Consider the following 26,094-nt stretch of genomic DNA (forward strand, 5'->3'; position numbering starts at 1 on the left):
TGCCGCGGGCCGCGCACGTCGCGCCCTCTCGAAAATCCGGGTCTTCATGACACATTCGGACCCCGCCGGGCAATGCTGGCATACCACGGAAATGGCTGCCATCCGCTGTGCGAATGGGGCGCATTTCTGCGGGTTTTCTGGACGGCTGCCGCCTGCTAAACGGGCCGCCATGACTTCCAAGAACAAGGCTTTCAAGGTTGCCGCTTTCTACCAGTTCGCGCCGGTCGCAGATCACCGCGAGCTGCGTGAGCCGCTGGCCGCGTTCTGCGCCGGCCTAGGCATCAAGGGCAGCGTGCTGCTGGCACAGGAAGGCATCAACGGCACGGTCGCTGGCACTGCGGAGGCGATCGATGCCTTTGCCCATGAGCTCGCGCACGGCGACATGTTCGGCGGACGGCTCGACAATCTCGAACTGAAGTTCTCGACCAGCGAGGCGATGCCGTTCGGCCGGCTCAAGGTGCGGCTGAAGAAGGAGATCGTCACGCTCGGTGACGCCGCCGACCCGACGCGTCAGGTCGGCACCTACGTCGATGCCTCGAAGTGGAATGCGCTGATCGCCGAGCCCGATACGCTGGTGCTCGACACCCGCAACGCCTTCGAGGTGGCGATGGGCACGTTCGAAGGCGCCGTCGATCCCGGCATCAGGAGTTTTGGCGAGTTCAAGGACTTTGCCGCGCAGCAGCTCGATCCCGCAAAGCATCGCAGGATCGCGATGTTCTGCACCGGCGGCATCCGCTGCGAGAAGGCGAGCGCACATCTGCTCGCGCGCGGCTTCGCCGAGGTCTACCACCTCAAGGGCGGCATTCTCAGATATCTCGAGGATGTGCCGGAGGAGCAAAGCCGCTGGCGCGGAGAGTGCTTCGTGTTCGACGAGCGCGTAGCGCTCGGCCATGGCTTGCGCGAGCGCCAGAAGGACGCCTCCGCCGATGAATGAGATCGAGACGCTCAGCGAACGCATCGACACGCTCGAAGCACGGCTCGCCTATCAGGATGACACCATCGAGCAGCTCAACCAGACCATCACCGCGCAGTGGAAGCAGATCGATGCGCTGACGCGGCAGATCGCAGCGCTGAGCGAGCGTCTCCAGGAGGCCGAAGCCAACGCGCCCGGCCCCGGCAACGAGCGCCCGCCGCATTACTGAGGGGCGGGCTTTAAAGCGCGATGCGATTCGGATGAAGCGCCATCGTGCTTTAGGTTTTTGTTCGAGCATGATCTCCGCGCAAACGCTCCGCGTTTGTCGCGAGGGAAAACCGCTTCACACTTTGCGCTAATGCGGCCCTTCGGGTCCGGATCATGCTCTACTGCCCTGAAGCCATCGGCAGTAGATTGAAGACCTCGACCGACATCACCAGCCGGTCGCGCCCGTCCTGTTTGGCGCCATAGAGCGCACGGTCGGCGGCCTCGACGAGCGTTCCCGGCCCACCGGTTCGCTCCAGCCACGGGCGGCAGGTCGCACCGCCGACAGAGGCGGTGACGCAGCCGACGGATTCATTGCAGCTATGAACGAGCCCCGCGGCGCGGATCGCCTGGCGGATCCGCTCGCCGATCCGGGCGCAGCCGGCAGCATCGATGTTCGGCAGAAGCACGGCGAACTCTTCGCCGCCATAGCGTGCGGCGAGATCGCTGACGCGCTGGGCCTCTGTTGCGATGATCTTCGCCACGGTGCGCAGGCAAGCATCGCCCGCCGGATGGCCATATTCGTCGTTGTAGGCCTTGAAGTGATCGACATCGATCATCAACAGACCAACGCTCGAGCGGTCGCGATAGGCCCTCGCCCATTCTTCCGCGAGCCGCTCATCGAAGCAGCGGCGGTTGGCGAGCCCGGTGAGACTGTCCTCGGTCGCGAGCGTCTCCAGCTTGTTTTCCAGGTTCTTCTGCTCGGTGATGTCGCGTGAGATCGCGACCACGCCTTCGACCTCGCCGGTAACCTTGCGGGTGATCTGCATGGTCGATTCCAGCCAGATCTCGGACTTCTGCCGGTGCACATTGCGATAGGTGACCCGCGCCTCCTCCCTTTCGCCGCGCTTCAGCGCGTCCACGATCGCCTGGATCTCCGGCAGATCTTCCGGATGGATGCCGGCGAGCGCGGGCGTGCCGATCAGTTGATTGGCGCGCCAGCCGACGACCCGCGCGCTGGAGGGCGAGACGTAGCGGAGCCGCTCGTCGAGCCCGATCCGGGTAACCATGTCGCTGGAGCCTTCAGCCAGCAGACGGAAATGCGCTTCCTTCTCCACCAGCGCCGTCGCCATGCGTTGGCCGCGCTGCAACTGCCGGACCAGCACAGCGCCGATGATCGCGATCAACAACACCAGCGCGAGCACATACAGCATGCGCGAAATGGCTGCCGCCCGCCAGGGCGCCAGCAATTCATCGCGATCGACGGTCGCGATCAGGAGCAGCGGGAGGCGGCCGCTGCGCTCGTAGAAGCTGACACGATCGACGCCATCCAGCAGCGACCTGAAATTATAGGCCCCGCTCGGCTGCAGCTTCGATTGGCGAAACAGCGCCCCGTCGACCACGCTGCGTCCGACGAATTTGTCATTGCTGGGGTCGCGTGCAATGATGATGCCGTCGCCGTGCACCAGCGTGATCGAGCTGTTCCGACCGATCAGGAATTGCTGGTAGAAATGCGACAGATAGTTCGCACTGATGGTCGCAAGCACGACGCCGCCAAAGCTGCCGTCGAGCTTGTTGAAGCGGCGCGACAGTGTGACCACCCACTCGCCGTCGACCAGGCTCTTGATCGGGCGTCCGACATAGGCCTCCCGCTTCGGCGAGAACTTGTGATGCCTGAAGAACTCGTCGTCGCTGAGCGTGGAGGTGACGGCGCCGGCGGATGTCAGCCAGTTGCCGTTGTCGTCGATGATGGCGAGGCTGTGAATGCGCTCGATCGCCTTCTTGCGGACTTCGAGGAGGTTGCGAAGCTTGGCGATGGTGGAGGGGTCCGTGCCGTCCATTTCCAGGCGGCTGACGACGCCGACGACACCGGAATCGAGCAGATCGAGGCTGTCCTCCGCATGCTGGGTCAGCGATCGCGCGAGGTTCGCCATTTCCGTCTCGGTGCCGCGCAGCAGCGCGTCGCGCGAGCTCCATTCACGCCAGCCGCTGATGGCGAGGATGGCCGTGCAGGTGAGCACGACGAACGCCGCCGCCCGCAAGGGCAGGCGGCTCGAGCCGGCTCTATAGCTCATGACGTTCATGCGAACAGGATTCTCCGATGCCCGGAAATTCCGCCGCTTCTGTTATCGAATCCTGAAAAGCGCAGCGCAATTCGCCTCAAACTGCGCCGATTTACGTAGTCCTACGGTGCTCGCGATCATCTGATCGCTAACGGCAGGTTAGCGCGTCGAGGGGGTATCGGACCGCACGAGGCCTTAGCTGAAGATCGCCTTAACCTTGTCCCACAGCGAATGGCTGTCCGCCTCCGCATCGGCCTTCGATGGCGTCGGCTGGGCGGCGCTGACAGGATCAGACGCCGGGAAGGTATCGACCAGACCGGCATCGAGCCTGGCATGGGTTTCGCGATCGGCGGCGAGCGCCTCGCGTGGATCGTCGGCGTGCTTGTCGTGCGGCGCGGGGTTGAATTTCTCAGCCATGAGATCCTCCATTGGCCGATCAACGTCGCCGCCTGCCGAGGGGTTCCTCTGTTCCGCTTGGCCCGGCGGGAGCGGCGGTGTATCAGGAACCGCAACATGTCCCAGGGATCATTCGTGCCACCCTCCTCCGCAAAGCCTTTCGTCGACGTGCTCTCCGGCCAGCGGCAGGCCGTTCCGCCGGTCTGGATGATGCGGCAGGCTGGCCGCTACTTGCCCGAATATCGCGAGGTGCGCGCCAAGGCCGGCGGCTTCCTCGATCTCTGCTTCACGCCGGAGCTCGCCGCCGAGGTGACGCTGCAACCGATCCGCCGCTTCGGCTTCGATGCGGCGATCATCTTCTCCGACATTCTTGTCATCCCCTACGCGCTCGGCCGTTCCGTGCGCTTTGAGATCGGCGAGGGTCCGCGGCTGGAGCCGCTGGATGATCCCAACAAGGTCAAGACGCTGTCGCCGCGCGCCGACTTCGGCATGCTCGAGCCGGTGTTCGAGGCGCTGCGCATCGTGCGCCGCGCGCTCGATCCGAAGACCGCGCTGATCGGCTTCTGCGGCGCGCCCTGGACGGTCGCGACCTACATGGTTGCGGGCCAGGGCACGCCGGACCAGGCGCCGGCGCGGATGATGGCTTACCGGCATCCGGAGGCCTTCGCGAAGATCATCGATACGCTGGTCGGCAACTCCGTCGACTATCTGCTCGGGCAGCTCGCTGCCGGCGCGGATGCGCTCCAGATCTTCGACACCTGGGCGGGCGTGCTGCCGCCGGCCGAATTCGCGCGCTGGTCGGTCGAGCCGACGCGGCGCATCGTGGAGAGCGTGCGCGCCAAGGCGCCGGATGCGAAGATCATCGGCTTTCCCCGCGGCGCCGGCGCGCTGCTGCCGGGCTATGTGGAAGCGACCGGCGTCAACGCGGTGAGCATCGACTGGACGGCCGAGCCCGCCTTCATCCGCGAGCGCGTGCAGTCGCGCGTCGCGGTGCAAGGCAATCTCGATCCGCTGGTGCTGATCACAGGCGGCGATGCGCTGGATCGCGCCGTCGACGAGGTGCTGGCGAATTTCGCGAAGGGACGGCTGATCTTCAATCTCGGCCACGGCATCCAGCCGGAGACCCCGATCGCCCATGTCGACCAGATGCTGAAGCGGGTGCGCGGCTGACGCATCGACGCTCCGTCCGTTCCCTCCCGACGGCGGCGGGGCGTGCTTTGCAAAATGCTCGAAAACAACCCCATGCAAAGTAGAACGGCCCCGCCGGCCAGGCGCTCCGGCCGCGCCCAGGGCATTTGAGGCGTCGGGCAAAACAGGAGCACGATCCTACGCTCGGGCCGATGATCGATTTGCGGCGGCCTAGCGCGGCCGGCTGCGCTCGATGATCTCGGACGCGCCCCTGGCCAGCAGATCGAGCCCGACCGCACGGCCGAGCTCGCGCGGACGGTTCGCGGGACCGGCGCGCGAGGCTTCGATGATGGTGTTGCCGGAAAGATCGAGCACCGATGCGGTGAGCGACATCTGATCGCCGTCGATCGTCGAGAACCCCGCCACCGGCGAATTGCAGTGACCATTGAGGACCCACAGCACCTCGCGTTCGGCATCAGCGCAGGCATGCGCGGTGGGATCGTCGATCGCAGACAGGATGCGCCGCGTCTGCCAGTCCTGCGCTGCACATTCCACCGCAACGATGCCCTGCCCTGCCGCAGGCAACATCTCCGTAGCCGAGAATTCGTAGGCGATCCGGCTCGCAAGGCCGACGCGATCGAGCCCCGAGCGCGCCATGATCAGCGCATCGGCGGGACCGACCGCGCCACCATCCGGCAACCGCTGCAACTCACCGTTATCGAGCTTGCGCACGCGCGTGTCGGCGGCGCCGCGGAAGTGGATCACCTCGGCGTCCGGAAACAGCCGCCGCGCATAGGCCGCGCGACGCACGGCGTTGGTGCCGATCTTGAAACCCTTGCCGCGCGACTGTCTGAATGCATCGAGCGTAACACCATCACGCAGCACCAGGGCATCGTTCGGCGGATCGCGCGACAGTGTGGCGCCGATCACGAGGCCGGGCGTGTCCTCGTTGCCTGGCATGTCCTTGAGCGAATGCATCGCCGCCTGTAACTCGCCCGACAGCACCGCGGCACGGATCTGTGCGACGAAGGCGCCGCCCTTGCCGCCATGGGGTAACAGCTTGCTGGTCTGGTCGAGATCGCCCGTGGTGTCGAACTTGACGATCTCGACGTCGATATCGGGCACGGCGGCGGTCAGGCGGCGCGCGATCTCTTCCGTCTGTGCCAGCGCCATCGCGCTCTTGCGCGTGCCGATCCGCAATCGAATAGCCAAGCCGTATGCTCCCCTTTTGCGCGGATTACCGCGCATCCTCCAATATCATGTCGGAGGCCTTTTCGGCGATCATGATGATCGGCGCGTTGGTATTGCCCGACACGAGATCAGGCATGATCGATCCGTCGACCACGCGCAAGCCCTCGATCCCCCTCACCTTGAGCCGCTGATCGACCACGGCGAGCGCATCATTGCCCATACGGCAGGTCGAGGTCGGATGATAGATGGTGCTGCCGCGCTGGCGGCAGAATTCCAGGAGCTCCGCATCGGTCGCGACCTTGAGGCCGGGATCGACCTCCTCCACCACAAAGGGTTTTAGCGCCGGCGCGTGCAATATCTTGCGCAGGATCTTCAGGCCCTCGACGTTCGTGGTGCGGTCGGTCTCGGTCGACATGTAGTTGACGCGGATTTCCGGCGGCACCGTCGGGTCAGCACTCTTGATCCGCAAGCTCCCGCGGCTTTCGGGGCGGAGCTGGCACACGGAGGCGGTGAAGCCGGAAAAATCGTGCAGCTTCTCGCCCATCTTGTCGGTCGAGAACGGCAGAAAGTGCACCTGGATGTCCGGCGTGGCGAGACGCGGACTGGTCTTGAAGAAGGCGGCCGCAGTGCCCGCCGCGATCGTCAGCCAGCCCTGGCGGAACAGTGCATAGCGTATTCCAGTCAGCGTACGTCGGATCGGATGGTTGATGGCATCGTTGAGCGTGATCGGCTGCGAGCAGCGCATCACGATGCGGACCTGCATGTGATCCTGGAGATCGTGGCCGACGCCCGGCGCATCGAGCACGACATCGATGCCATGCTTACGCAGGAGGTCGGCCGGGCCGACGCCGGAGAGCTGCAAAAGCTGCGGCGAGTTGTAGGCGCCGCTGGAGACCAGCACCTCCTTGCGCGCCCGCACGCGGCGCAAGGCCGAGCCTTGGCGATATTCGACGCCGACGGCGCGGCGCCCCTCGAACAGGATGCGCTGGCCCAGCGCCAAGGTTTCGATCTTGAGATTGCCGCGGTTCTTCGCGGGGCCGAGATAGGCGACAGCCGTGGACGCGCGGCGGCCCTTGCGCGTCGTGGTCTGGAACAGGCCGACGCCTTCCTGCGAGGCGCCGTTAAAGTCGGGATTGTAGGGCAGGCCTGTCTCGACCCCCGCCTTGATGAAGGCTTGTGACAGCGGATCGGACAGGATCAGATCTGAGACCGGCAGCGGTCCTCCGGTGCCGTGGAATTGATCGGCGCCGCGAGCCTGGTTCTCGGCCTTCCTGAAATAGGGCAGCACGTCGTCATAGCCCCAGCCGGCGTTGCCAAGCTGGCGCCAGCGGTCGTAATCCTCGTGCTGGCCGCGGACGTACAGCAGGCCGTTGATCGAGCTCGAGCCGCCCAACGTCTTGCCGCGCGGCTGGAACACTTGCCGTCCGTTGAGCTCGGGCTCCGGCTCGGTCTGGTACATCCAGTTGACGCTCTTCTCCTTGAACAGGCGGCCGTAGCCGAGCGGCACGTGGATCCAGATGTTGGAATCCTTCGGGCCGGCTTCAAGCAGCAGCACCGAATGCTTGCCGTTCGCCGACAAACGGTTGGCGAGCACACAGCCGGCCGAGCCGGCGCCGACGATGACGTAGTCGAATTCGGGATCGTTTGAATGGGCGGATTGCAGTTGGGCGGTCATGCTTTTCCGGTTTTTATTGTTGTTGTGGGCGTTTCGGATCGAAGGTCCATAGCACACTCATTGCCGCAGACGCAGCGCCTCGATCAGCGACTTGAACGCGCGGGCATATTCTACGCCCGCCTTGGCGATGTCGGCTCTTCCGGCGCAGGCCACCGCGGCCTCCGTCACCGCGCCGAGCAGCAGCCGCGCCAGTGGCTCGATCGGCTGCCGCGCGATCAGGCCCGCGTCCATCGCGGCAGCAAGCGCGCGCGGCATCTCGCCGCCAAAATGCTGCGCGTCGATCTCGCGCCAGCGCTCCCAGCCGAGCACGGCCGGGCCGTCGCGCAGGATGATCTGGCCGGTCGGCCCCTTGGCGGTCGCGGCGAAATAGTGCTGCGTGCCGGCGACCATCGCGGCAAGCACGTCCTTCTCGGCGCGGACGGCGCGGTTGATCTCGGCGACGAGGTCGCGCGAGACCTCGTCGAACACTGCGGCGAATACCGCCTCCTTGGTCTTGAAGTGATGATAGACCGCGCCTTTGGCGACGCGGGCGCCGTCGGCGATGTCGTCCATGGTCGTGGCGACAAAACCCTGCGTCCCAAACAGGCGGCGCGCCACCGTCAGGATCGCCTCGGTGGTCGCGGCCCGCCGTTCCGCCTGCTTTGCCATAACGCCTGCTGTAGTCGAATTCCGCAACTGCTGCCAGTTGACTTTTCGACTGACGGTCGGTATTTACCGACTATCAGTCGGTTTATAGTCGTGAGGTGCTGCCATGCCGAGCCGTGAGATTGTCGAAGCGTTTGCCAAGCACCTCGAGGAGGGCGACTTCGTCGGGGCGATCGAGCGGTTTTATGCAGCCGACGCCGCCACCCATGAAAACCAGGCCGAGCCGATGGTCGGCCGCGACAAGCTCGCGGCCAAGGAGCGCGGCGTGCTGGCTGCCTTCAAGGAGGTCAAGGCCGTGCGCCTCGGGCCAAGCCTGATCGCCGGAGACAATGTCGCCACGCGCTGGAAATTCGCCTTCACCAATGCCGAAGGCGTCACGCGCACGCTGGAGGAGATTGCGTGGCAGACCTGGCGCGGCAATGAGCTGATCGAGGAACGCTTCTTCTACGATCCGAAGCAGCTGGCGCGCTGATGCCGCGCGCGGGAACCGGGGACGGCGGCATTTGTATTGATTTGTTACCGATACCGGCGGTTCCCTATGCACATCGTGCCACAGCGATCCCGGCGCGGGCGATAAATTCATAGTTCGTCAAAGGTTTGCAGCGAATTCTCCGACCTTGAGCCGAATATGAACGGCCCATGCCTGCAGGCTCTGCAATGCGGTCCCGACTGACGTCCTATCTGACCAAGCTGTTCGCCGGCGATCTCGCCGCGTTCGGCGGACCCGCAACCGACGACGCTGTCGCCGGACATATCCGCGCGGAGCAGATGGCTCTCGTGCTCGGCTATTCCGTCGGCATCATGCTGGCCAATGCCTGCAATGCGGCCGTGCTTGCCATCGCGCTCTGGCATTCGCCGGACTGGAAGTTCGCCCTGGTCTGGGCGAGTGCAGTCGCGGGCGCTGCGATCCTGTTCGGCGTGCAATCCCACAGCGCGCGCCGCATCACGAAGCCGCAATTCGTATCCCGTCGCGCCATGCACCGTCTCGTGCGCAACGCCTTCATCCTCGGCTCCGCCTGGGGCATCGTGCCGGTCGCGTTCTTCGCCAACGCCTCCACCGGCGGCCAGCTCGTCATCACTTGTCTGTGCGCCGGCATGCTGGCCGGCGGCGCCTTCGCGTTCGCCACCATCCCGATCGCGGCGATCGCATTCACGACTCCCCTCTTCCTCGGCATCGGGATCTGTCTCGGCAGCGGCGGTGATCCCGCCTATCTGCTGATGGCCGTGTTGGTCGTGGTCTACGGATCCGTGCTGCTGCGCGGCGTGTTCGTCAATTCCTTCACCTTCATGCGACGCATCATGCGGCAGCTCGAGGCGGAGCGGTCGGTCCGCCAGGATCCGCTGACGCACCTGCCCAACCGTTTCGCGTTCAACGAGACACTCGATGCCGCCCTGAAGCGGCTGGCCCTGTCCGGCGAGGAGTTCGCCGTGCTGCTGCTCGACCTCGATCGCTTCAAGGAGGTGAACGACAAGTTCGGCCATCCCGCCGGCGACGAATTCCTGGTCCAGGTCGCCAGCCGCCTGCAACGCTGCACGCGGGCGGCCGAGCACGTCGCGCGCATCGGCGGAGACGAGTTCGCGCTGGTCATGGCCAATCTCACCCGGGCCGAGGACGCCCTGGGGATCGCGGAGCGATTCGTCACGGCCTTTGCCAGGCCGTTCCTGATCGAGGGCCGCGAGATCATTGGCGGCACCAGCGTCGGCATCGTGCTGGCGCCGCGGGACGGCGACACGCAGCTTGACCTGCTCAAACATGCCGATGCCGCACTCTATCGCGCCAAGAAGGCCGGCCCCGGCACGATCTGCTTCTTCGAGGCCGCCGACGACAAGTCGGCGCGCGACCGCAAGGCGCTGCAATCGGATCTGGAGCTCGCCGTCGCACGGGACGAGCTGTTCCTGGTCTTTCAGCCGTTCCTCAATCTCAGGGAAAACCGGATCACCGGCTTCGAGGCTCTTCTGCGCTGGAAGCATCCGGTGCGCGGACTGGTGCCGCCGAGCGAGTTCATTCCGATCGCCGAGGAAACCGGCCTCATTCACGAGATCGGCGAATGGGTCATCAGGCGCGCCTGCGCGACGCTGGCGGAGTGGCCCGACCATATCAGGGTCGCGGTGAATTTCTCCGCGGCACAATTCCACAACACGGGCATTCTCCAGACCATCGTGCAGGCACTGACTGAGGCCAACGTCGCCCCGCACCGGCTGGAGATCGAGATCACCGAATCGATGCTGCTGTCGAAATACGGTTCGGCGTCGTCGATCCTGAACGCGCTGCTGCAACTCGGCGTCACGGTGGCGCTGGACGATTTCGGCACCGGATTCTCGTCGCTGACGTATTTGCGCAAGCTGCCGTTCAGCCGCATCAAGATCGATCAGTCCTTCATCAGCGACATGCTGGCGCAGCCGGACTGCGCCGCGATCGTGAAGTCGGTGATCTCCCTCGCGCGGGACTTGAATATCGGCGTGGTCGCCGAAGGCGTCGAGACGGTTGATCAGCTCGAATATCTGCGCCAGACCAATTGCGACGAAGTCCAGGGCTATCTCATCAGCCGCCCCGCCTCGGCCGAGCAGGTTCTGGCGCTGCTCGGCCCGAAGAAGCATAGGGCGACCCACGCGGCGTAGAGCCAACCTTGCGTTTTTCTCCGTCCTCCTGAGGATTGCGCCCGCATGTGTGAAAGAGATCATATTTGTGGATTTGATATTCGGCTTACATTTTCCTTTCCGGCCTAATCTCGCCGCACGATCGCGGCCGCGCTCTCGGGGGATAGAGGGCAAGCCTGGGGAATGGTGCCATGCGCTATTTCTTCGAGGACTGTGCGTTGGACACCGACAAGCGCGAGTTGCGGCGCGGGTCCGATGTTGTGCCTACGCCGCCACAGGTTCTCGATCTGCTCGAATATTTGATCCGCAGCAGGGATCGCGTCGTCAGCAAGGACGATCTCATAAGCGCGATTTGGAATGGTCGGATTGTATCTGACTCGGCACTGACGACCCGGCTGAACGCCGTCCGACGCGCGATCGGCGACTCCGGCGAGCAACAACGTCTTATCAAAACATTTCCACGAAAGGGTTTTCGTTTCGTGGGCGCCATACACGAACAGGATCGGTGCCCAAGAACGGCGGTGGTCTCCCTCGCAGAACCGTCAAAGTTTGCCCGCGCGGCAGGGAGCACAGCGGTTTCGGTCCCAGATCTTGCTGAAAGAGCAGTAAGCAAACGGCGATTCCATGACTGGCTGGGTCAGCTCAGAGGTCGTATGAAGCTCGTCGGCGGGGCGCTGGCGTCGGTTGCCACCATCGGCGCAATTGCCGGCGGCCTTATCGGTTATTGGAATGTCTGGAAGACGATCCGTACCGACGTAGTTCGGGAAGCTCAAAAGATCCAGGGGCAACCGACAGTCGGGCCCGAGATTGCGACTCGTCTCTCTCTCGTCGTGTTGCCCTTCGCCAATCTCAACAACGATCCAGAGCAGGAGCGCTTTGTCGACGCCATCACGACAGATTTGACGACCGGTCTCGCACGAACGCCAGCCACTTTCGTTATTGGACGCGAGACCGCCTTTACCTACAAGAACCAGTCGATTGATCTGAAGCAGCTCGGGACGGATCTCGGCATCCGCTGGGTCGTACACGGCGCGGTGAGACGCAACGGAGACCAGGTGCGGATCAACGTAACGCTAACCGATCTTCAGACCGCCCACGACATCTGGTCAGATCGGTTCGACGGCGACCGAACAAATCTGACCGTCTTGCAGGACAACATCACCGCGCGGCTTCTCTGCATTGCGCACCTGCACCTCCGTCAACTTGAAGAAGCCATCGAACAGTGCAGCCGTTCGTTGAATATCGGCGCGAACCTTCAAGCTTACATTAGTTGATCCAGATCGCATCCACCCGGTGTCCACCGTGATGGTGCCCCGAGCGCGCCCGCTTCCAGCGGGCTCCTCAGGATGAGGTCCACCGATTAATCCGGAGAAGGACCTCGCGCTCACAACCCGGGGCAAACAATCGCTACCGCAATGCCTGGCAAAACGTTGGCTCGTTCTGAACCTTCCGCTTTTGACCACAACTCGGACATTCAGGCTCCGGGCGGCATGCACGCAATCCCGGCAATATTCTTGCCGTATCCAACTTGGGACCCGCTAGATTAGATTGCGTCGGGCTTGCAGGAAATAGGAGCTGACCATGTCACCTCTTGCCCGAATTGTACTCGCGCTTCTGTTGACGACTACGCAACTTCCGGCAGCATTTGCACTAGACAACGCACCAGCGACCATTTCGCAGGATCTTGTGCCATTCTCGTCGGACGACGGGCTTGCGCGACTGGCCCGCTCAACCGCCAAGGTGGACTTTCCGGCCCTTGCCAATCAGTTTGAAGCCGAGTCCAACGGAGCCTTCTGTGGACCCGCGTCTGCGGCAATTGTGCTCAACGCCGTTCGAGGTCGGAGCCCTGATCTGCCGCGGGACCGGAGCCGATTACACTCAGAAGATCTTAAATACATTCCGAGCGGCTACGATCCCTCAATCCCTCGCTTCACACAGGACAACGTGATCACCAAAGGTCAAAAGACACGCGCGCAAGTTCTCGGCGAACCGGTGACGATCAATGGAAAGCAGATTCAGGATTTCGGATACCAGGTTCGTCAGCTCGATGAGATGCTAAGGGCGAATGGTCTTACGACCCGGCTTGTCATCGTTGATGACAGCAAGCCTGAGCAGGATATTAAGACTGATCTGGTTGAAAACCTCAAACGTCGGGGTGACTATGTGATCGTCGCCTACCAGCGCAAGGCTGTAGGACAACAGGGCCCCGGCCACATCTCGCCGCTTGGCGCATACGACACTGAATCCGACTCGTTCCTTGTCCTTGACGTCAACCCCGCGAGCGCTGGCTGGGTGTGGATGCCAGCTGCAACCCTCGTTAAGGGTATGCGCACATTCGATACGGTTGAGAACCGCGGGTATATTCTTGTTGAGGCCCCTTAGGGGTCTTCACTTGGCATCGATGAAACGGAAGCTTCCCAAATTGGCCCATCAGCGAAGTGCGACCGTGCGCGCGGGTCTCGCGCCACTCCTCTGCCAAACGACGATGAATTGTCGTAGGCTGCTCTCTGCGCACAGGATCATCCGACGATGAATCCCCTTCGAACCACCGTCGTTATGAAGACCGACATCAGCGGCTCGACGTCACGCTTCCGTGAACTTCTGACCGCCGATCTCCAGGCGCTATTGGGTGAACATCGCGCGCTTCTGGCGCGCCGTGCCGCCGAGCACGGCGGCCGTATCATCAAACCCGCTGGAGACGGTTATTGGCTCGAATTCCTCAGCGTCACTGGTGCGGCCAAAGCTGCGATAGCAGTGCAGGAAGAGCTGCAACTGACCCAAGTAAACCGAGGTCACGATCGCCTCTCGATTCGCATCGTAATTGCACTCGGGGATATCGCCGTTCAGGACGACGACTTCATCGGGGACGTTTTTGCCCTCGTCACTCGCGTCGAAGCGCTAACGCCGCCCGACGAAATCTACCTCACGGCTGGAGCCCGACTCGCTCTAACATCGGCGGAGATCCAGACCGCGCTCGTTGAGAGTTTTGCGTTGAAGGGGTTTGTCGAACCGATGCCGATCTACCGCATCGAACAGCGGCATCGCACACGCGTTATTCCTGAAATCTACATTCTTTTCTTAGATCTTCACGGCTTCGGCAAGATCATGGATGCCGGGCCTGTCGCCAAAATTGAGCGCATCCTCGACATGCTCGATGGGGTGACCTACGGGACGGCACAAGAATTCGGCGGCACGGTTCGATTCAACCTAGGTGATTCCTATTGCATAACATTTGCCGATGCCGCGCAGGCCATGGCGGGGGCAGAGCGCTCGATCCGTAAGTGGGAGGCAATCCGGCCCGTGGAGCAGTTCGACTGCACGATCGGTATCGGGTTGCACCGAGGCACACTCTACGCATTCCGCTCCTTTCTCTATGGTCGCGATGTCTGGGTTGCCTCGCAATTGCAGAGTGCATCGAGCAAGCTCTTGACGAGCGAGGAGAACGGGATTTTCGTCACTGACGCCGTCCGCAGTGCCCTCTTTGGCACGCCATGGCACAACCGACTCCAGCCCGTCGAACTGCAACCGTTGCTCAGGCCACAACTGGTCGGGATTGGAGCCTATCGACTGTGCGAAGTCGCCCTAGACAACGAGTTGCATGATCCTCTCTGAAGCGTAAACCAAATGGACCTTAAGGAGGTCTCCAAATGGCCCATCGGCGAAGTGACCGCACGGCTCAGCGAGGTCCGGACAATCGACGCGCTTGGTAGCCTTAGGTTGCGCATGAACGCGCTGCGGAGGATACGATGAAAATCGATGGGAGTTGTCACTGCGGATACATTACATTTGAAGCCGACATCGAGCCGGACAAAACCCTGCTCTGCAATTGCACCGACTGCCAGACATTCTCAGGCTCCGCGTTCCGCGTGCACGCCTTCACGCGGGAAGACGCTTTCAGGTTGCTCTCGGGCGAACCGAAAATCTACGTCAAGACCGCCGAAAGCGGAAACAAGAGGCCACAGGCGTTTTGCCCGGAATGTGGAACACATATCTACGCGACGGCCGTCGGAGCAGGCCCCAAGGTTTACGCCATCCGTGTGGGCTCCATTCGTCAACGCGACCTGATCGTCCCCCGTACGCAGTGGTGGTCTCGCTCCGCTCAGCCATGGGTCACACACGTCGCGTCGATGCGAAAGTTCGAAAAGCAGCCTTAGATCGATCAAACCGGCAAGGTAACCTTGACCTGATGGCCGTGGGACGCCGGGGCACACCGAGTCGCCTGCTATTGGCCCATCAGCGAAGCGGCAATATGCCTTGCCGAGGTCCGCTCAGCGTCATGAAGCGGACGAGAGTTGCTCACGTTGAGTTCTTCGCATTTTGACCCGAATGTATGGTCCGGCCGCGCGTTGCAAGAGGTTTTCGTCGATCTGGTGGTAAGCGGTCTTGCATCAATGTATCCGGTCTCTAGTTGGAGCTGTTTTGCTCCGGACCATCATGGATATCAGCGCGCGTGCGTTCTCATTACCGGACAGGCCTCGAACGGGCCATTCGGGTCACCAGTGTTCGCATGCGCCGGGAAGACCGAACCTCCATCTCGTCTCATCCTCTCGCAGACCTCGCTGGAACTGTTGATCGGATTACGTCATCGCTTGCTCCTCATATCCCGCTGTTCCTTTGTTCGTGCCCGGCGGTCGTTCCTTCGTCCCGGCCTGCGCGCGCAGACGCGCCGCGCGCCAGGGGCCGTCAAGGCCGGCCGTCGTGCTGTCCTGACGTCTTGCTCTCCTGCTGCCAGGCTGCGCCTTGACGGCCCCTGGCGCGCGGCGCGAGGATCAAGCAGGTCGGGACCCCGTCTCCGCCGTCTTGACGCACGCGAAGGCGCGTCCCTTATTGAGGACCGCCCAGGCGATCCGGGCGAGCTTGTTGGCGAGCGCAATCGCCAGCACGTTGTGGTGCAATCGCTTCTTGGCGGCTTCGATCCAAGATTTGAGGCCATAGCGCTCCCAACACTTGACCTTGACCAGCACAACCCATGCGGCTTGCACAAACAGCGCGCGTAGGTAGCGATTGCCGCGCCTTGATATCTTGCCGAGGATCGTGCGGTCGCCGGTCGATATCTGCTTCGGCACCAGTCCAAGCCAGGCGCCGAAGTCGCGACCTTTCGAGAACACGTCGCCGGTGCCGATCGCGGCCACCATTGCGCTTGAGATAAGCGGGCCAATGCCGGGCACCGTCATCAGCCTCTCGCAGGCCTTATCTTGACGGGCCAGCGTTTCGATCTCGCCAGATAGCTCCTCGATACGCGCATCCAGCCGGCGCCAGTCGCCCGCCAGCCCCTCGATGATCCGCAACATGCGAGGCGAGAGCACATCGGTGCGTGTCGCCAAGATACCTGGCAACTCGAACCGCAGGGAATGCAGGCCTTGCCGCACGGCGATGCCCCGCTCCAGCAGGAACGCACGGATCTGATTGATGACGCCGGTACGCTGACCGACCAATCGATCGCGGACGCGGTGCAGTGCCTGAAGGTCGAGTTGATCGGCGGTCTTGGTCGCGACGAACTTCATGGTCGGGCGTTGGACAGCCTCGGCGATGGCTTCCGCATCTCGGAAGTCATTCTTCTGTCCCTTCGAATACGGGCGCACGTATTTCGCCGGCATCAGGCGGGCGTCGTGGCCAAGCCTTTGGAGCTTGCGACTGAGATGATGGGCGCCGACGCAGGCCTCCATGCCGATCACGCAAGGCGGTATATTGGCGAGCCGCGCTTCTACTTGGCCACGCGACCACTTTTGCCGCAGCACGATGGCGCCGCGCGCATCGTGGCCGACGACGTGGAACGAGTTCTTGCCGATATCGATGCCGATCACGGCGGTCGCGGTATTGGGTGTCTGAGACATGGCGTGCTCCTTGTCTTGAGCGCCCCTTGCCAGCTTCTCGTGCTGGCAGGGCCGGAGCACGGCCGGACCATTCCATTACCTGACGTCCGGTGCGTCCAATGACCGCGCCGCTTGAACCCTAGTGTCCGCACCCCAGACGTAACAACAGCCGGGGAATTCAGGAGCCGCCCGGCTCAGTCGCGAATGCCCCAGAGCAGTCATAGCCCGGCCCGAAATCTCGCAGCGGGCCGTCTCCTGCCGTATCGACCTGTGATATCCTATCACTCGCAAGAAGTGGAGGGACTGCGCAGTGAAACGCCGCGAGTTCATGACGCTGCCAGGCGGCGCGCACAGCGTGGTCGGGGCTAAGCACTGATGGATACGGCGAGCAAGACGGTCAACCTTGCTTTACAGGGTGGCGGTGCGCATGGCGCCTTCACCTGGGGCGTTTTGGATCGCCTGCTCGAAGATCAGCGGATGTCGTTCGAGGGGATCTGCGCTACCAGCGCTGGCGCCATGAACGGCACGGTCATGGCGTACGGCCTGACGATAGGCGGCCGCGAAGGCGCAAAACTCACTCTCGCCGAATATTGGCGCCGCATCAGCGAAGCTGCGGCCTGCGGACCGCTGCGGCCCTCCATTTTCGATCGTCTGTCGCAAACTCGTTCGATCGAGAGATCGCCGGCCTTCATGTTCTTCGACATGATGACACGACTGCTGTCACCTTATCAGTTTAACCCATTGAACTATAACCCATTGCGTGACGTGCTCGAGAAGACCGTCGACTTCGAGCGACTGCGCAGGGAGAATGTCGTCAAACTGTTCCTTTGTGCGACAAACGTCCGCACTGGAAAGGTGAAGATCTTTGAGAACCATGAGCTCACCGTCTCGGCCGTTCTCGCTTCCGGGTGCCTTCCGCAGCTCTTTCAGGCTATTGAAATCGATGGCGAAGCCTATTGGGATGGCGGCTACATGGGCAACCCAGCGATCTTCCCGCTGATCTATGGCTGCCAATCCACAGACGTCATCGTTATTCACATCAATCCAATTGTGCGTGGGGAGATTCCTCGCACGGCGAGCGATATATTAAACCGATTGAACGAAATCAGCTTCAATTCGTCGCTGATGCGCGAGATGCGAGCAATTGCCTTCGCCAACAAGCTCGTTAGCAGAGGCGCGCTGCGCGACGAGATAAAGACGATGCTGATTCATGCCATAGAGGCGGAATCGTTCATGAAAGACCTCGGCGTCGCCTCCAAGTTCAATGCAGACTGGGAGTTTCTCACCTATCTGCGCGACGTGGGCCGTACCTGCGCTGAGGAGTGGTTAGCTGCAAATTATTGCCACATCGGTGTGCGTTCGACCATCGACATTCACGGCAGATACTTGTAGTGCGTTTAGATTGGTACAGCGAAGCCCGACGTGCTGGTCGGAACGCCTGCGATCGGCGCCGTCATCTTAAAGCATGCGACGAGTACCATTCCGATCGTCGGGATTGCCATGATCAACGGGGCCCGCCTGGGACTTTTTGAAAGTCTTTCGCACCCCGGCGGGAACGTGACCGGCACTGACAGCGTGGGTGCGGCGATGAAGCGGCGCGAGTTCATCACACTTCTTGGAGGCGCAGTTGCTACCTGGCCGCTCGCGGCACATGCCCAACAGGCGAAGAATTCCCGGATAGGAGTCCTGTCGTTTGGCCGCGGCGACAAGTCCGACGCAAGTCTGACAACTCTCGACGCGTTCGTGCCGGCGCTGCGCGAGCTTGGCTATATCGAAGGGCAGAGTATTGGCTTCGACCGGAGATTTGCGGATGGTGATGCGACCAAGCTCGACGAGCTGGCGCAGCAATTGGTTGAGCAACGAGTTGATGCAATTGTCGCCTTGAGCACGCCGGCTGTCCGCGCGGCGAGGCGAGCGACTTCGACAATCCCGATCGTCGGCATAGGCATGGCCGATCCCGTCGAGGACGGGCTTGCTTCAAGCCTGGGGCGGCCGAAAGGCAATGTAACAGGCACGACATTTCTCGGCCCCGAACTGGTGTCGAAGCGGCTACAACTGCTTAAGGAAATCGTTCCGGGTCTTTCTCGCGTTGTCGTGCTGTGGCACCCCCGTGCATACGGCGAGCACACAATGGCCGGCATGTTGAAGGAGATCGAAAGCGCCGCCCAATCCCTGGGAACGAGACTTCAACTCGTGCCGGTGGATCGTCCTGCTGATCTGGACGGTGCCTTCGCAGCGATGGCTGCAGAGCGTGCTGATGCTCTCATTGTGTTTCCCAGTCCGATGTTGTTCAGCCAGTACGCGCGCATCGTAACCTTCGCGGCAAACAATCGCCTGCCGGCGATGTATGCGGCGCGGGAAGCAGTCGACCTCGGAGGCCTTGTCTCGTATGGCGTAAACTTGCCCGGTCTGTCTCGCGCGACCGCAACTTATCTGGACCGTATCCTCAAAGGCGCAAAGCCGGCTGAATTGCCTATACAGCAGCCAACCAAGCTCGAGCTGGTGATCAATCTGAAGACGGCTAGGGCGCTCGGCTTGACGGCCAATCGCGACTTTCTGCTGATTGCCGACGAGGTGATCGAATAGGCCTCCTGGTGCAGCGCGCGATTGGCCCAAACCGAACAGCGCTTAAGCCACTGTGCTTAAGCCATTGTGATGTTCCGTCGGCGGCAAACCGGACGGCGTCGGTCTCGACGCGCTAACGCGCGAAGATGCGTTGTTTAGCGACGGTTGTGCGACATGGCGCCCGTCCTGCTCCTCGGCAGGACGCGCATCAAGACCGCAGCTTCCAATTAGGCATTATCTTGGCGACACGGCCGAGACTGACCGCATCTACGCCACAGGTGCGCCATATTGTCTTCCCTTCGCCTCCTTAACCTGCGTACCAAGTTGGGGATGTGAACGGGGGGACCGCGGCCGCGCGGCTGGCGACATTGAAAATTTGGCACGCAAGCTGCATTGCCGGCGCGCTGACCGCGACTTCGCTTGCCGCGCATCAGATCGCGGTATCGCGCCCGAGCGTCGCAACGCCGAATGCGAGAATCGCCGATGCGTTCAGCGCCATCCCGCTGAATGTGACGACGGTTCTGACAAATGCCGGCGCAGCGTTTCCGACTCCGGTCATCGAAGCGAAATTCGATACAAGATCATCAGCTAATGCGATCGTCGCGGCGGGATTCAACGCTGCCGCGCCGGACGCGGTGATGCCGTCCGATTCAACCAGTACGCCGCGGCAAGAGCCAATGTTGCAGGTCGCCAGCCTTGAGGCAGCGCCGCCCGAGAACTCGGCAACGCCACAGCAGGACCGTCCGCGCGCTGCCTCACCCAATCCGGACGAAGGCGAACCGTCGTATCTCAAATACTACATCTACTCGGAAATCCCGCCGCCGGACAAACCCGCGAAGATCGCTCTGTCGGCGTTGAGCGGCGTTCCGCTCGGAACGCCCATCCAGGAGATCGAACACGCGGCCAAGGCGTTCGGTATAGATGCCAATTTCATGAAGGCGGTCGCCAAAATCGAATCCGATTTCAATCCTAAGCAACGCACCGGCTCCTATATCGGCCTGTTCCAGCTGAGCAAGTATGAATTCGGCAAATACGGATCGGGCGACATCCTCAATCCTCGCGACAACGCGATGGGCGCCGCCTACAAGTTCATCACCGAGGCTGCGCTATTCGAAGTAATAACGCACAAGCAGCCGACGTTTTCCGATCTCTACCTGATCCACCAGCAGGGCTGGGAAGGAGCCGCCGAACACATCAGCCATCCGCAGCGGATTGCCTGGAAGTCGATGTGCGCAACTCAGGAGGGCTCGGCGAAGGGCGAGCGATGGTGCAAGCGCGCCATCTGGGGCAACACGCTGCCGGCGGTCAAACGCGAATGGAAGTCGGTCGATAGTCTCACCTCGGGCGCGTTCGTCGCGATGTGGCGGGACCGCGTCGACACGCTCTATGCCCGCTATCCAGTGCAAACTGCGGCGGCCGAACGCTCAAGATAGAACCCACTAGGCAGCATCACGATGCGCGGTTGTATCCCGGCGTTCCCATTCAGTTCCGCGTCGCCGATCGCCACATCACCCAGAATGCAATCTTCCTCGGCGCGATCCTTGTTCACCAGTAGTATGGCCACCCCTCATAGAAGCGCAGATCCGACGCCAGCGGCGGGACGGATGAGCCAAGACTTGGTGGCGGTCCGTTTGGATCAACCCGGTCGTCCTGAGGGCGATAGCGATACCGTGGAACAATATAATAATCCCAAGGAGTTGGCCTTAACACGGGCACCGTGACGACAAGCCTCTGCCGTGGTTCGCGAACGACTTGGGCCTTCCGCACTTGGGCTGCAGCACCAGACGTCCCCAAGCTACACAGCACTAGGGCCGTTCCGAGAGTGCACGCGACGGTCATTATTTTCATGCCTCGGCCTCCTTCCCAGAGAGTGCTAAAGGACTCAACGCATGGCAAGCTAATTCGCTCGCTACTTGCGTGAAATGACCGCTCCTGGCTCAAAGCCGCGGTCCCGGATTGTCCGCTCTCGCACCGCTGTTGGGGGTAAGCAGACGTGAGCGCCGAAGGGGCAAAGTTGCGTTTAAAAGTTGCGTCTATATGTACACGCGCTAGATCGCGTCCGCCCGGTGCAGCGTATCCACGGTGATGGTGCCGCGGGCGCGCGACACGCAGGCGCAGATCTTCTGGTTCTCCTGCTTCTGATGATCGCTGAAGAAGACGTCGCGATGGTCGATCTCGCCATCGACGTCGACGACGTCTATCGCGCACAGGCCGCATTCGCCGCGCTTGCAGTCGTACATCACCTCGTGGCCGGCGGCGTTGAGCACGTCCAGCATCGAGCGTTCGCGCGGGATTTCGAACTCGACATCCGAGCCCTTCAGGCGGACGCGAAACGCCTCCGTCGGCAGCGAGCCGCTGGAGCCGAAGGTCTCATAGCGCAGATCGGAGAGCGGGCGCCCTGCACCGAGCCAGGCATGGCGCGCAGCATCCAGCATGCGCATCGGGCCGCAGAACAGCGCCAGTGCGTCCGGCGGCAGTGCGGCGAACAGCGCGTCGAGATCGAGCCGCCCTCCCTCGTCGCTGGCATGGACGACCAGACGGTCGCCCAATAGCGCGGTGAGATGATCGATATAGGCGGCATCCTGACGCGAGCGCACCGCATAATGGAGCGTCACGCCGGCGTCCCGCCGGACCAGCGCCTGCGCGGCACCGACGATCGGCGTGATGCCGATGCCGCCGGCGACCAGGCAATAGTGCTTGCGGCTCCAGTCGACCGACAGCAGCGACGAGGGCATCGTAACGTCGAGCCGCGCGCCCGGCTGGAGCGACCACATGTAGCGCGAGCCGCCGCGGGAATCCTCGGCACGGCGCACCGCGATCCTGAAACCACGGGGATCGGCCTCGCCGACCAGCGAATAGGACCGCGTCTCCGGCTGGCCATTGATGGTCACGGCGACGTTGATGTGGCTGCCGACCGGATAGGCAGCACCGTCGAATTGATCCGGCAGAATCAGGAATTCGCGAATGCTGGGCGAAAGTTCGCGGGTCTCGACCAGCGTTGCCGGAGTCCAGGTTTCGATGAATCGCATGGCACTCCCCTATTCGGTTGCGGACTTGATCAGCGCGAGCGCCGGCAGCAGGTCCAGATGCGTCCGGTTGCGCAGCGCAAGTCGCAAATTGCGCACGGCGAGCCGCGCATGCTCGCGCATGATGGCTTCGGCGCGGGCGCCTTCCCGGTTCTCGATGGCGTCGATGACGATGCGATGATGCTCCTGCCCGATGATCAAAATCTGCTGCGCCTCCGGCAGCGCCGATTGCGCCATCACGAAGCCGCTGGGCGAAGCGAACGGCAGCGCCGAGGCGCGGTCGATCTGCCGGATCAAGGGCGGGCTGCGCGACAATTCGGTGAGCAGCGCATGGAAGCGCGCATTCAGCGAGACATAGGACGAGAAGGCATCGACCGAGATCGGCACCTGGCGCAACAGCTCGTCGATCGCGGCGTGGCACTCCCTCAGCGGCTCGAGCTCGCGCGCGGAAACGCCGCGCTCGGCGGCAAAGCGTGCGGCGAGCCCTTCCAGCGTGCCGCGCAGCTCGATGGAATCGAGGATGTCGCGCTCGGAGAAGGCCTTCACCATGAAGCCGCCGGAGGGGATCGCCTCAAGGAGGCCTTCCTCCTCCAGCCGCACCAGCGCCATGCGCACCGGCGTGCGCGAGGCGCCCGTGGTCTCGACCGCCTGGAGCTCGGAGATGCGCTCGCCGGGACGCAAGGACCCCGACAGGATCTGGTCGCGCAGCGCGAGCTGCGCCTTCACGGTCTGCGAGACGGAGCGATCGACCTCGCGCTCGGCCATGACCTACTCCGCGGCCTGAAGATGTTGCGGCCCGTTTTCCTTCGCGACCATCTTGTCGATCAACCGCCGCGACCACATCGCGCCGGCGTCGATGTTGAGGTTGTAGAAGACGCGATCCGGATTTTCATCCATCGCGCGCTGCTGCGCTTCGAGGATCAGCTCATCCTCGTGGAAGATGCCAGTGACGCCCTCGCGGATCTCGGTCGTGATGCGCTGGTCGCCAAGGCGATAGTTGCGCGCGAAGGCCCAGAAGTAATGGCAGGTCTTCTCGGTCTCAGGGGTGATGGTGTTGAGCACGAAGCCGTTGACGCCCTGCGAGCGGTCGCCTTCCGGCGCGCCGGTCCCGGTCGGCGCCACGCCGACGTCGATCGTCACCGTGCACGGCGCCTCGAAGCGGATGATCTGCCAGCGGTCGACGAGGCCGGGCTTGCCGAGCTGCCTGCCCCAGAACGGCGGCGGCTCGATGTTGCGCATCCAGCGCGTCACCGTGACCGTCTTCTCGCCATGGGTGACGTCGAACGGCGCTTCGGCCACCGCGTCATTGCCGATCGAAGAGCCGTGCACGAAGGTCTCGTGCGTGAGGTCCATGAGGTTGTCGACCACGAGGCGGTAATCGCATTTCGCGTAGATGGTCTTGCCGTCGCCCGCCCAGGCCGGATCGTCGTTCCAGTGCATGTCCGGCACCAGCGCAGGATCGGCCAGCGCGGGATCACCCATCCACAGCCAGACGAAGCGATGGCGCTCGACGGTCGGATAGGCGCGGACGCAGGCCGACGGGTTGATGGTCTCCTGCGAGGGCATGAAGGTGCAGCGGCCTTGCGCGTTGTATTTCAGGCCGTGATAGCCGCAGACGACGGTGTCGCCTTCCAGCCGGCCCTTGGAAAGCGGCACCAGGCGGTGCCAGCAGGCATCCTCCAGCGCCGTCACGCCGCCATCGGCCTTCCGGTACATCACCACATGCTTGCTGCAGATCGTCCGCGGCAACAGCGCCTGCTTCACCTCGGCGTCCCAGGCGGCGGCGTACCAGGCATTCATCGGGAATGGTTTTGTCACCGGTCTCTCTCCCAGGGGCTTATGAATACGTTATGTATACAATAGCACGCGAAACGGAAAAATTGGAGGTTTTAAAATACCTCTATGCCGTTTTATGTATACAGGTTGCAGGGATTGGCCGCAGGCTCAGTGTGACCTCTCCCGCCTGCGGGAGAGGTCGTACCGAAGGCACGGGTGAGGGCTCTCTCCGCCCAGGGATTTTCTCCGCAAATCTCGGATAATCCCAACGCCGAGACACCCCCACCCCGGCCCTCTCCCGCAGGCGGGAGAGGGAGCACAGCGTCGCCGTGGTGGGAGCGAGGCTCGCGGTCTAGGGAGTTACGCCCCAAACACCTTCTTCAGCCCGGCCTGGGCCTCCTGCTGGATGCGGTGCAGGTGATCGGTGCTGCGGAAGCTCTCGGCGTAGATCTTGTAGACATCCTCGGTGCCGGAGGGCCTGGCTGCGAACCAGCCGTAATCGGTCTCGACCTTGATGCCGCCGAAGGGCTGGCCATTGCCGGGAGCCTTGCTCAGCGTGGCCCGGACGGGGTCGCCGGCAAGGTCTTTCAGGCCGAGCTGCTCGGGGGTTACCGACTTCAGCACGCTCTTCTGGGCGGCGGTGGCGGCGACGTCGATGCGCTCGTAATGGGGCACCCCGAGCTCGGTAGTGAGGTCCGCAAAGAGCTGGCTCGGGTCGCGACCGGTCTTGGCCAGGATTTCGGCGGCGAGCAGGCCGAGGATGATACCGTCCTTGTCGGTGGTCCACACCGTGCCGTCGCGCTTGAGGAACGAGGCCCCTGCACTCTCCTCGCCGCCGAAGCCGAACGAGCCGGTGACCAGGCCATCGACGAACCATTTGAAGCCGACGGGGGTCTCGACCAGCTTGCGGCCAAGCTTCTTGGCGACGCGATCGATCACCGAGCTCGAGACCACGGTCTTGCCGATCGCGGCATCCCTGCCCCAGTGCGGCCGATGCGCGAACAGGTACGCGATCGCGGTCGCAAGATAATGGTTGGGGTTCATCAAGCCGCCGGTTGGCGTCACGATGCCGTGGCGATCCGCATCGGTGTCGTTGGCAAAGGCGACGTCAAAGCGGTCCTTCATGTGGATCAGGCTCGCCATGGCATAGGGCGAGGAGCAGTCCATGCGGATCTTGCCGTCCCAATCCACCGTCATGAAGCGGAAGGTCGGGTCGATCGCCTCGTTCACCACCGTCGCCTTCAGGCCGTAGCGCTCGATGATCGGATGCCAGTAATGCACGGCGGCGCCGCCGAGCGGATCGATGCCGATGTTGACGCCGGCCGATTTGACGAGCGCGAGATCGACGACATTGCCGAGATCGGCAACGTAAGGCGTGACGAAATCGAACGCGTGGACGGAGGAGGTTTTGAGCGCCTTCGCGTAGTCCATGCGCGCGACGCCCTTCAGGCCGTCGGCAAGCAAGGCGTTGGCGCGCTTCTCGACGACGCCGGTGACGTCGGTGTCGGCGGGACCGCCATGTGGCGGATTGTATTTGTAGCCGCCGTCCTCCGGCGGATTATGCGACGGCGTGATGACGACGCCGTCGGCGAGGCCACTCGTCCGCCCCTTGTTGTAGGACAGGATCGCGTGCGAGATCACCGGCGTCGGCGTGTAGCCGCCGGCCTGGTCGACCATGACGTCGACGCCGTTGGCGGCGAATACCTCGATGGCGCTGACCAGCGCGGGCTCGGCCAGCGCATGGGTGTCGATGCCGATGAACAAGGGACCGGTCAGCCCCTTCTCACGCCGGTAGTCGCAGATCGCCTGCGTCGTTGCGAGGATATGGCCCTCGTTGAACGAATTCTTCAGCGAGGTGCCGCGATGGCCTGACGTTCCGAATGCCACCCGCTGGGCCGGATCGGCCGGATCCGGCTTGTTGGCGAAATAGGCCGTGACAAGCCTTGGAACATTGGCAAGCGCGCTCGGCGCAACCGGCTTACCCGCCGCGGGATCGACTTCTGCCACTGCAACTCCTCGCACTTTCAAACGACAGCCTAGAACACCATACCATCGGTCAGGCCATCGCCAAGCCGGTTGCCGGACCCGTCAGCGCGGCGCA

Annotated in this window: 21 protein-coding genes and 1 pseudogene; 12 read left to right on the plus strand and 10 right to left on the minus strand. The window is 62.8% G+C overall.

The window, feature by feature from the left end; all coding sequences use genetic code 11:
- Positions 1–169: 169 nt before the first annotated feature.
- On the plus strand, positions 170–934 hold the full coding sequence (locus NLN62_RS06300) for a rhodanese-related sulfurtransferase (RefSeq protein WP_254107989.1): 765 nt from the start codon (positions 170–172) through the stop codon (positions 932–934).
- Positions 927–1,142: a SlyX family protein gene (locus NLN62_RS06305; RefSeq protein WP_027522754.1), complete on the plus strand. Its 216-nt coding sequence runs from the start codon at positions 927–929 to the stop codon at positions 1,140–1,142. The genes NLN62_RS06300 and NLN62_RS06305 overlap by 8 nt, the downstream gene beginning before the upstream one ends.
- Before the next feature lie 157 nt (positions 1,143–1,299).
- On the opposite strand, the gene NLN62_RS06310 is transcribed toward NLN62_RS06305, so the two are convergent.
- A complete protein-coding gene (locus NLN62_RS06310; protein ID WP_254107990.1) occupies positions 1,300–3,201 on the minus strand; it encodes a diguanylate cyclase in 1,902 nt (633 codons plus the stop codon).
- A 174-nt stretch (positions 3,202–3,375) separates the two neighbouring features.
- Positions 3,376–3,597, minus strand: coding sequence for a hypothetical protein (locus tag NLN62_RS06315; protein ID WP_027522752.1), 222 nt, complete (start codon positions 3,595–3,597; stop codon positions 3,376–3,378).
- A 114-nt stretch (positions 3,598–3,711) separates the two neighbouring features.
- Between NLN62_RS06315 and hemE the strand changes: the two genes are divergently transcribed.
- Positions 3,712–4,746, plus strand: a complete 1,035-nt coding sequence (gene hemE / locus NLN62_RS06320; RefSeq protein ID WP_254113352.1) for a uroporphyrinogen decarboxylase — start codon at positions 3,712–3,714, stop codon at positions 4,744–4,746.
- A 189-nt stretch (positions 4,747–4,935) separates the two neighbouring features.
- Here hemE and hemC read toward each other — a convergent pair whose 3' ends face one another.
- Genes hemC through NLN62_RS06335 form a run of 3 tightly spaced genes read right to left on the minus strand, consistent with a single transcriptional unit; the run spans position 4,936 to position 8,218 of the window.
- On the minus strand, positions 4,936–5,916 hold the full coding sequence (gene hemC, locus NLN62_RS06325) for a hydroxymethylbilane synthase (protein ID WP_254107992.1): 981 nt from the start codon (positions 5,914–5,916) through the stop codon (positions 4,936–4,938).
- Between the two features lie 25 nt (positions 5,917–5,941).
- Complete coding sequence (locus NLN62_RS06330) at positions 5,942–7,570, minus strand: GMC family oxidoreductase (RefSeq protein ID WP_254107994.1); 1,629 nt, start codon at positions 7,568–7,570, stop codon at positions 5,942–5,944.
- A gap of 57 nt (positions 7,571–7,627) precedes the next feature.
- Positions 7,628–8,218: a TetR/AcrR family transcriptional regulator gene (locus tag NLN62_RS06335; RefSeq protein WP_254107996.1), complete on the minus strand. Its 591-nt coding sequence runs from the start codon at positions 8,216–8,218 to the stop codon at positions 7,628–7,630.
- A 103-nt stretch (positions 8,219–8,321) separates the two neighbouring features.
- Between NLN62_RS06335 and NLN62_RS06340 the strand changes: the two genes are divergently transcribed.
- The 6 genes and pseudogenes from NLN62_RS06340 (at position 8,322) to NLN62_RS06365 (ending at position 14,967) form a co-directional block, all read left to right on the plus strand.
- A complete protein-coding gene (locus tag NLN62_RS06340; protein WP_254107998.1) occupies positions 8,322–8,687 on the plus strand; it encodes a nuclear transport factor 2 family protein in 366 nt (121 codons plus the stop codon).
- A gap of 185 nt (positions 8,688–8,872) precedes the next feature.
- Positions 8,873–10,834, plus strand: a complete 1,962-nt coding sequence (locus NLN62_RS06345) for a bifunctional diguanylate cyclase/phosphodiesterase (RefSeq protein ID WP_254107999.1) — start codon at positions 8,873–8,875, stop codon at positions 10,832–10,834.
- A gap of 170 nt (positions 10,835–11,004) precedes the next feature.
- Positions 11,005–12,054: pseudogene (locus tag NLN62_RS53300) on the plus strand (winged helix-turn-helix domain-containing protein); the annotation flags it as partial.
- A gap of 340 nt (positions 12,055–12,394) precedes the next feature.
- Positions 12,395–13,195: a phytochelatin synthase family protein gene (locus tag NLN62_RS06355; protein WP_254108001.1), complete on the plus strand. Its 801-nt coding sequence runs from the start codon at positions 12,395–12,397 to the stop codon at positions 13,193–13,195.
- 174 nt (positions 13,196–13,369) lie between these two features.
- On the plus strand, positions 13,370–14,425 hold the full coding sequence (locus tag NLN62_RS06360; protein WP_254108003.1) for an adenylate/guanylate cyclase domain-containing protein: 1,056 nt from the start codon (positions 13,370–13,372) through the stop codon (positions 14,423–14,425).
- A gap of 134 nt (positions 14,426–14,559) precedes the next feature.
- Positions 14,560–14,967 carry a GFA family protein gene (locus NLN62_RS06365; RefSeq protein ID WP_027522743.1) on the plus strand — a complete coding sequence of 136 codons (408 nt, stop codon included), beginning with the start codon at positions 14,560–14,562 and terminating at the stop codon, positions 14,965–14,967.
- A gap of 615 nt (positions 14,968–15,582) precedes the next feature.
- Here the strand turns inward: NLN62_RS06365 and NLN62_RS06370 are convergent.
- Positions 15,583–16,647 carry an IS110 family transposase gene (locus NLN62_RS06370; RefSeq protein WP_254108005.1) on the minus strand — a complete coding sequence of 355 codons (1,065 nt, stop codon included), beginning with the start codon at positions 16,645–16,647 and terminating at the stop codon, positions 15,583–15,585.
- Positions 16,648–17,001: 354 nt separating this feature from the next.
- Here NLN62_RS06370 and NLN62_RS06375 point away from each other — a divergent pair, with 354 nt between their 5' ends.
- From NLN62_RS06375 to NLN62_RS06385, 3 genes are all read left to right on the plus strand, one after another.
- Positions 17,002–18,018, plus strand: a complete 1,017-nt coding sequence (locus NLN62_RS06375; RefSeq protein ID WP_254108006.1) for a patatin-like phospholipase family protein — start codon at positions 17,002–17,004, stop codon at positions 18,016–18,018.
- Between the two features lie 9 nt (positions 18,019–18,027).
- Complete coding sequence (locus tag NLN62_RS06380; RefSeq protein WP_305881689.1) at positions 18,028–19,212, plus strand: ABC transporter substrate-binding protein; 1,185 nt, start codon at positions 18,028–18,030, stop codon at positions 19,210–19,212.
- A gap of 347 nt (positions 19,213–19,559) precedes the next feature.
- Entirely contained in the window at positions 19,560–20,624 is a 1,065-nt protein-coding gene (locus tag NLN62_RS06385) for a transglycosylase SLT domain-containing protein (protein ID WP_254108010.1), read from the plus strand.
- A gap of 615 nt (positions 20,625–21,239) precedes the next feature.
- Here the strand turns inward: NLN62_RS06385 and NLN62_RS06390 are convergent.
- The 4 genes from NLN62_RS06390 to pgm form a co-directional block, all read right to left on the minus strand.
- Positions 21,240–22,220, minus strand: coding sequence for a PDR/VanB family oxidoreductase (locus NLN62_RS06390; protein WP_254108012.1), 981 nt, complete (start codon positions 22,218–22,220; stop codon positions 21,240–21,242).
- A gap of 9 nt (positions 22,221–22,229) precedes the next feature.
- Positions 22,230–22,982: a GntR family transcriptional regulator gene (locus NLN62_RS06395; RefSeq protein ID WP_254108014.1), complete on the minus strand. Its 753-nt coding sequence runs from the start codon at positions 22,980–22,982 to the stop codon at positions 22,230–22,232.
- Between the two features lie 3 nt (positions 22,983–22,985).
- Complete coding sequence (locus tag NLN62_RS06400) at positions 22,986–24,035, minus strand: aromatic ring-hydroxylating dioxygenase subunit alpha (RefSeq protein WP_254108015.1); 1,050 nt, start codon at positions 24,033–24,035, stop codon at positions 22,986–22,988.
- Positions 24,036–24,353: 318 nt separating this feature from the next.
- Positions 24,354–26,000 (minus strand): phosphoglucomutase (alpha-D-glucose-1,6-bisphosphate-dependent), encoded by a 1,647-nt coding sequence (pgm, locus tag NLN62_RS06405; protein ID WP_254108016.1) that lies wholly within the window; start codon positions 25,998–26,000, stop codon positions 24,354–24,356.
- Between the last annotated feature and the right edge of the window lie 94 nt (positions 26,001–26,094).

It is taken from the genome of Bradyrhizobium sp. CCGUVB23 (assembly GCF_024199885.1).
In the GTDB taxonomy this organism is placed as follows: domain Bacteria; phylum Pseudomonadota; class Alphaproteobacteria; order Rhizobiales; family Xanthobacteraceae; genus Bradyrhizobium.

What these genes read in the sequence shown, in the direction of transcription:
- NLN62_RS06360 (WP_254108003.1), top strand. Translation starts at nt 13,370, where the DNA reads ATGAAGACCGACATCAGCGGCTCGACGTCACGCTTCCGTGAACTTCTG.
- NLN62_RS06305 (WP_027522754.1), top strand. Translation starts at nt 927, where the DNA reads ATGAATGAGATCGAGACGCTCAGCGAACGCATCGACACGCTCGAAGCA.
- NLN62_RS06375 (WP_254108006.1), top strand. Translation starts at nt 17,002, where the DNA reads ATGGATACGGCGAGCAAGACGGTCAACCTTGCTTTACAGGGTGGCGGT.
- NLN62_RS06300 (WP_254107989.1), top strand. Translation starts at nt 170, where the DNA reads ATGACTTCCAAGAACAAGGCTTTCAAGGTTGCCGCTTTCTACCAGTTC.
- NLN62_RS06390 (WP_254108012.1), bottom strand. Translation starts at nt 22,220, where the DNA reads ATGCGATTCATCGAAACCTGGACTCCGGCAACGCTGGTCGAGACCCGC.
- NLN62_RS06310 (WP_254107990.1), bottom strand. Translation starts at nt 3,201, where the DNA reads ATGAACGTCATGAGCTATAGAGCCGGCTCGAGCCGCCTGCCCTTGCGG.
- NLN62_RS06345 (WP_254107999.1), top strand. Translation starts at nt 8,873, where the DNA reads ATGCGGTCCCGACTGACGTCCTATCTGACCAAGCTGTTCGCCGGCGAT.
- NLN62_RS06355 (WP_254108001.1), top strand. Translation starts at nt 12,395, where the DNA reads ATGTCACCTCTTGCCCGAATTGTACTCGCGCTTCTGTTGACGACTACG.
- NLN62_RS06330 (WP_254107994.1), bottom strand. Translation starts at nt 7,570, where the DNA reads ATGACCGCCCAACTGCAATCCGCCCATTCAAACGATCCCGAATTCGAC.
- NLN62_RS06365 (WP_027522743.1), top strand. Translation starts at nt 14,560, where the DNA reads ATGAAAATCGATGGGAGTTGTCACTGCGGATACATTACATTTGAAGCC.
- NLN62_RS06370 (WP_254108005.1), bottom strand. Translation starts at nt 16,647, where the DNA reads ATGTCTCAGACACCCAATACCGCGACCGCCGTGATCGGCATCGATATC.
- NLN62_RS06335 (WP_254107996.1), bottom strand. Translation starts at nt 8,218, where the DNA reads ATGGCAAAGCAGGCGGAACGGCGGGCCGCGACCACCGAGGCGATCCTG.
- NLN62_RS06315 (WP_027522752.1), bottom strand. Translation starts at nt 3,597, where the DNA reads ATGGCTGAGAAATTCAACCCCGCGCCGCACGACAAGCACGCCGACGAT.
- NLN62_RS06340 (WP_254107998.1), top strand. Translation starts at nt 8,322, where the DNA reads ATGCCGAGCCGTGAGATTGTCGAAGCGTTTGCCAAGCACCTCGAGGAG.
- NLN62_RS06395 (WP_254108014.1), bottom strand. Translation starts at nt 22,982, where the DNA reads ATGGCCGAGCGCGAGGTCGATCGCTCCGTCTCGCAGACCGTGAAGGCG.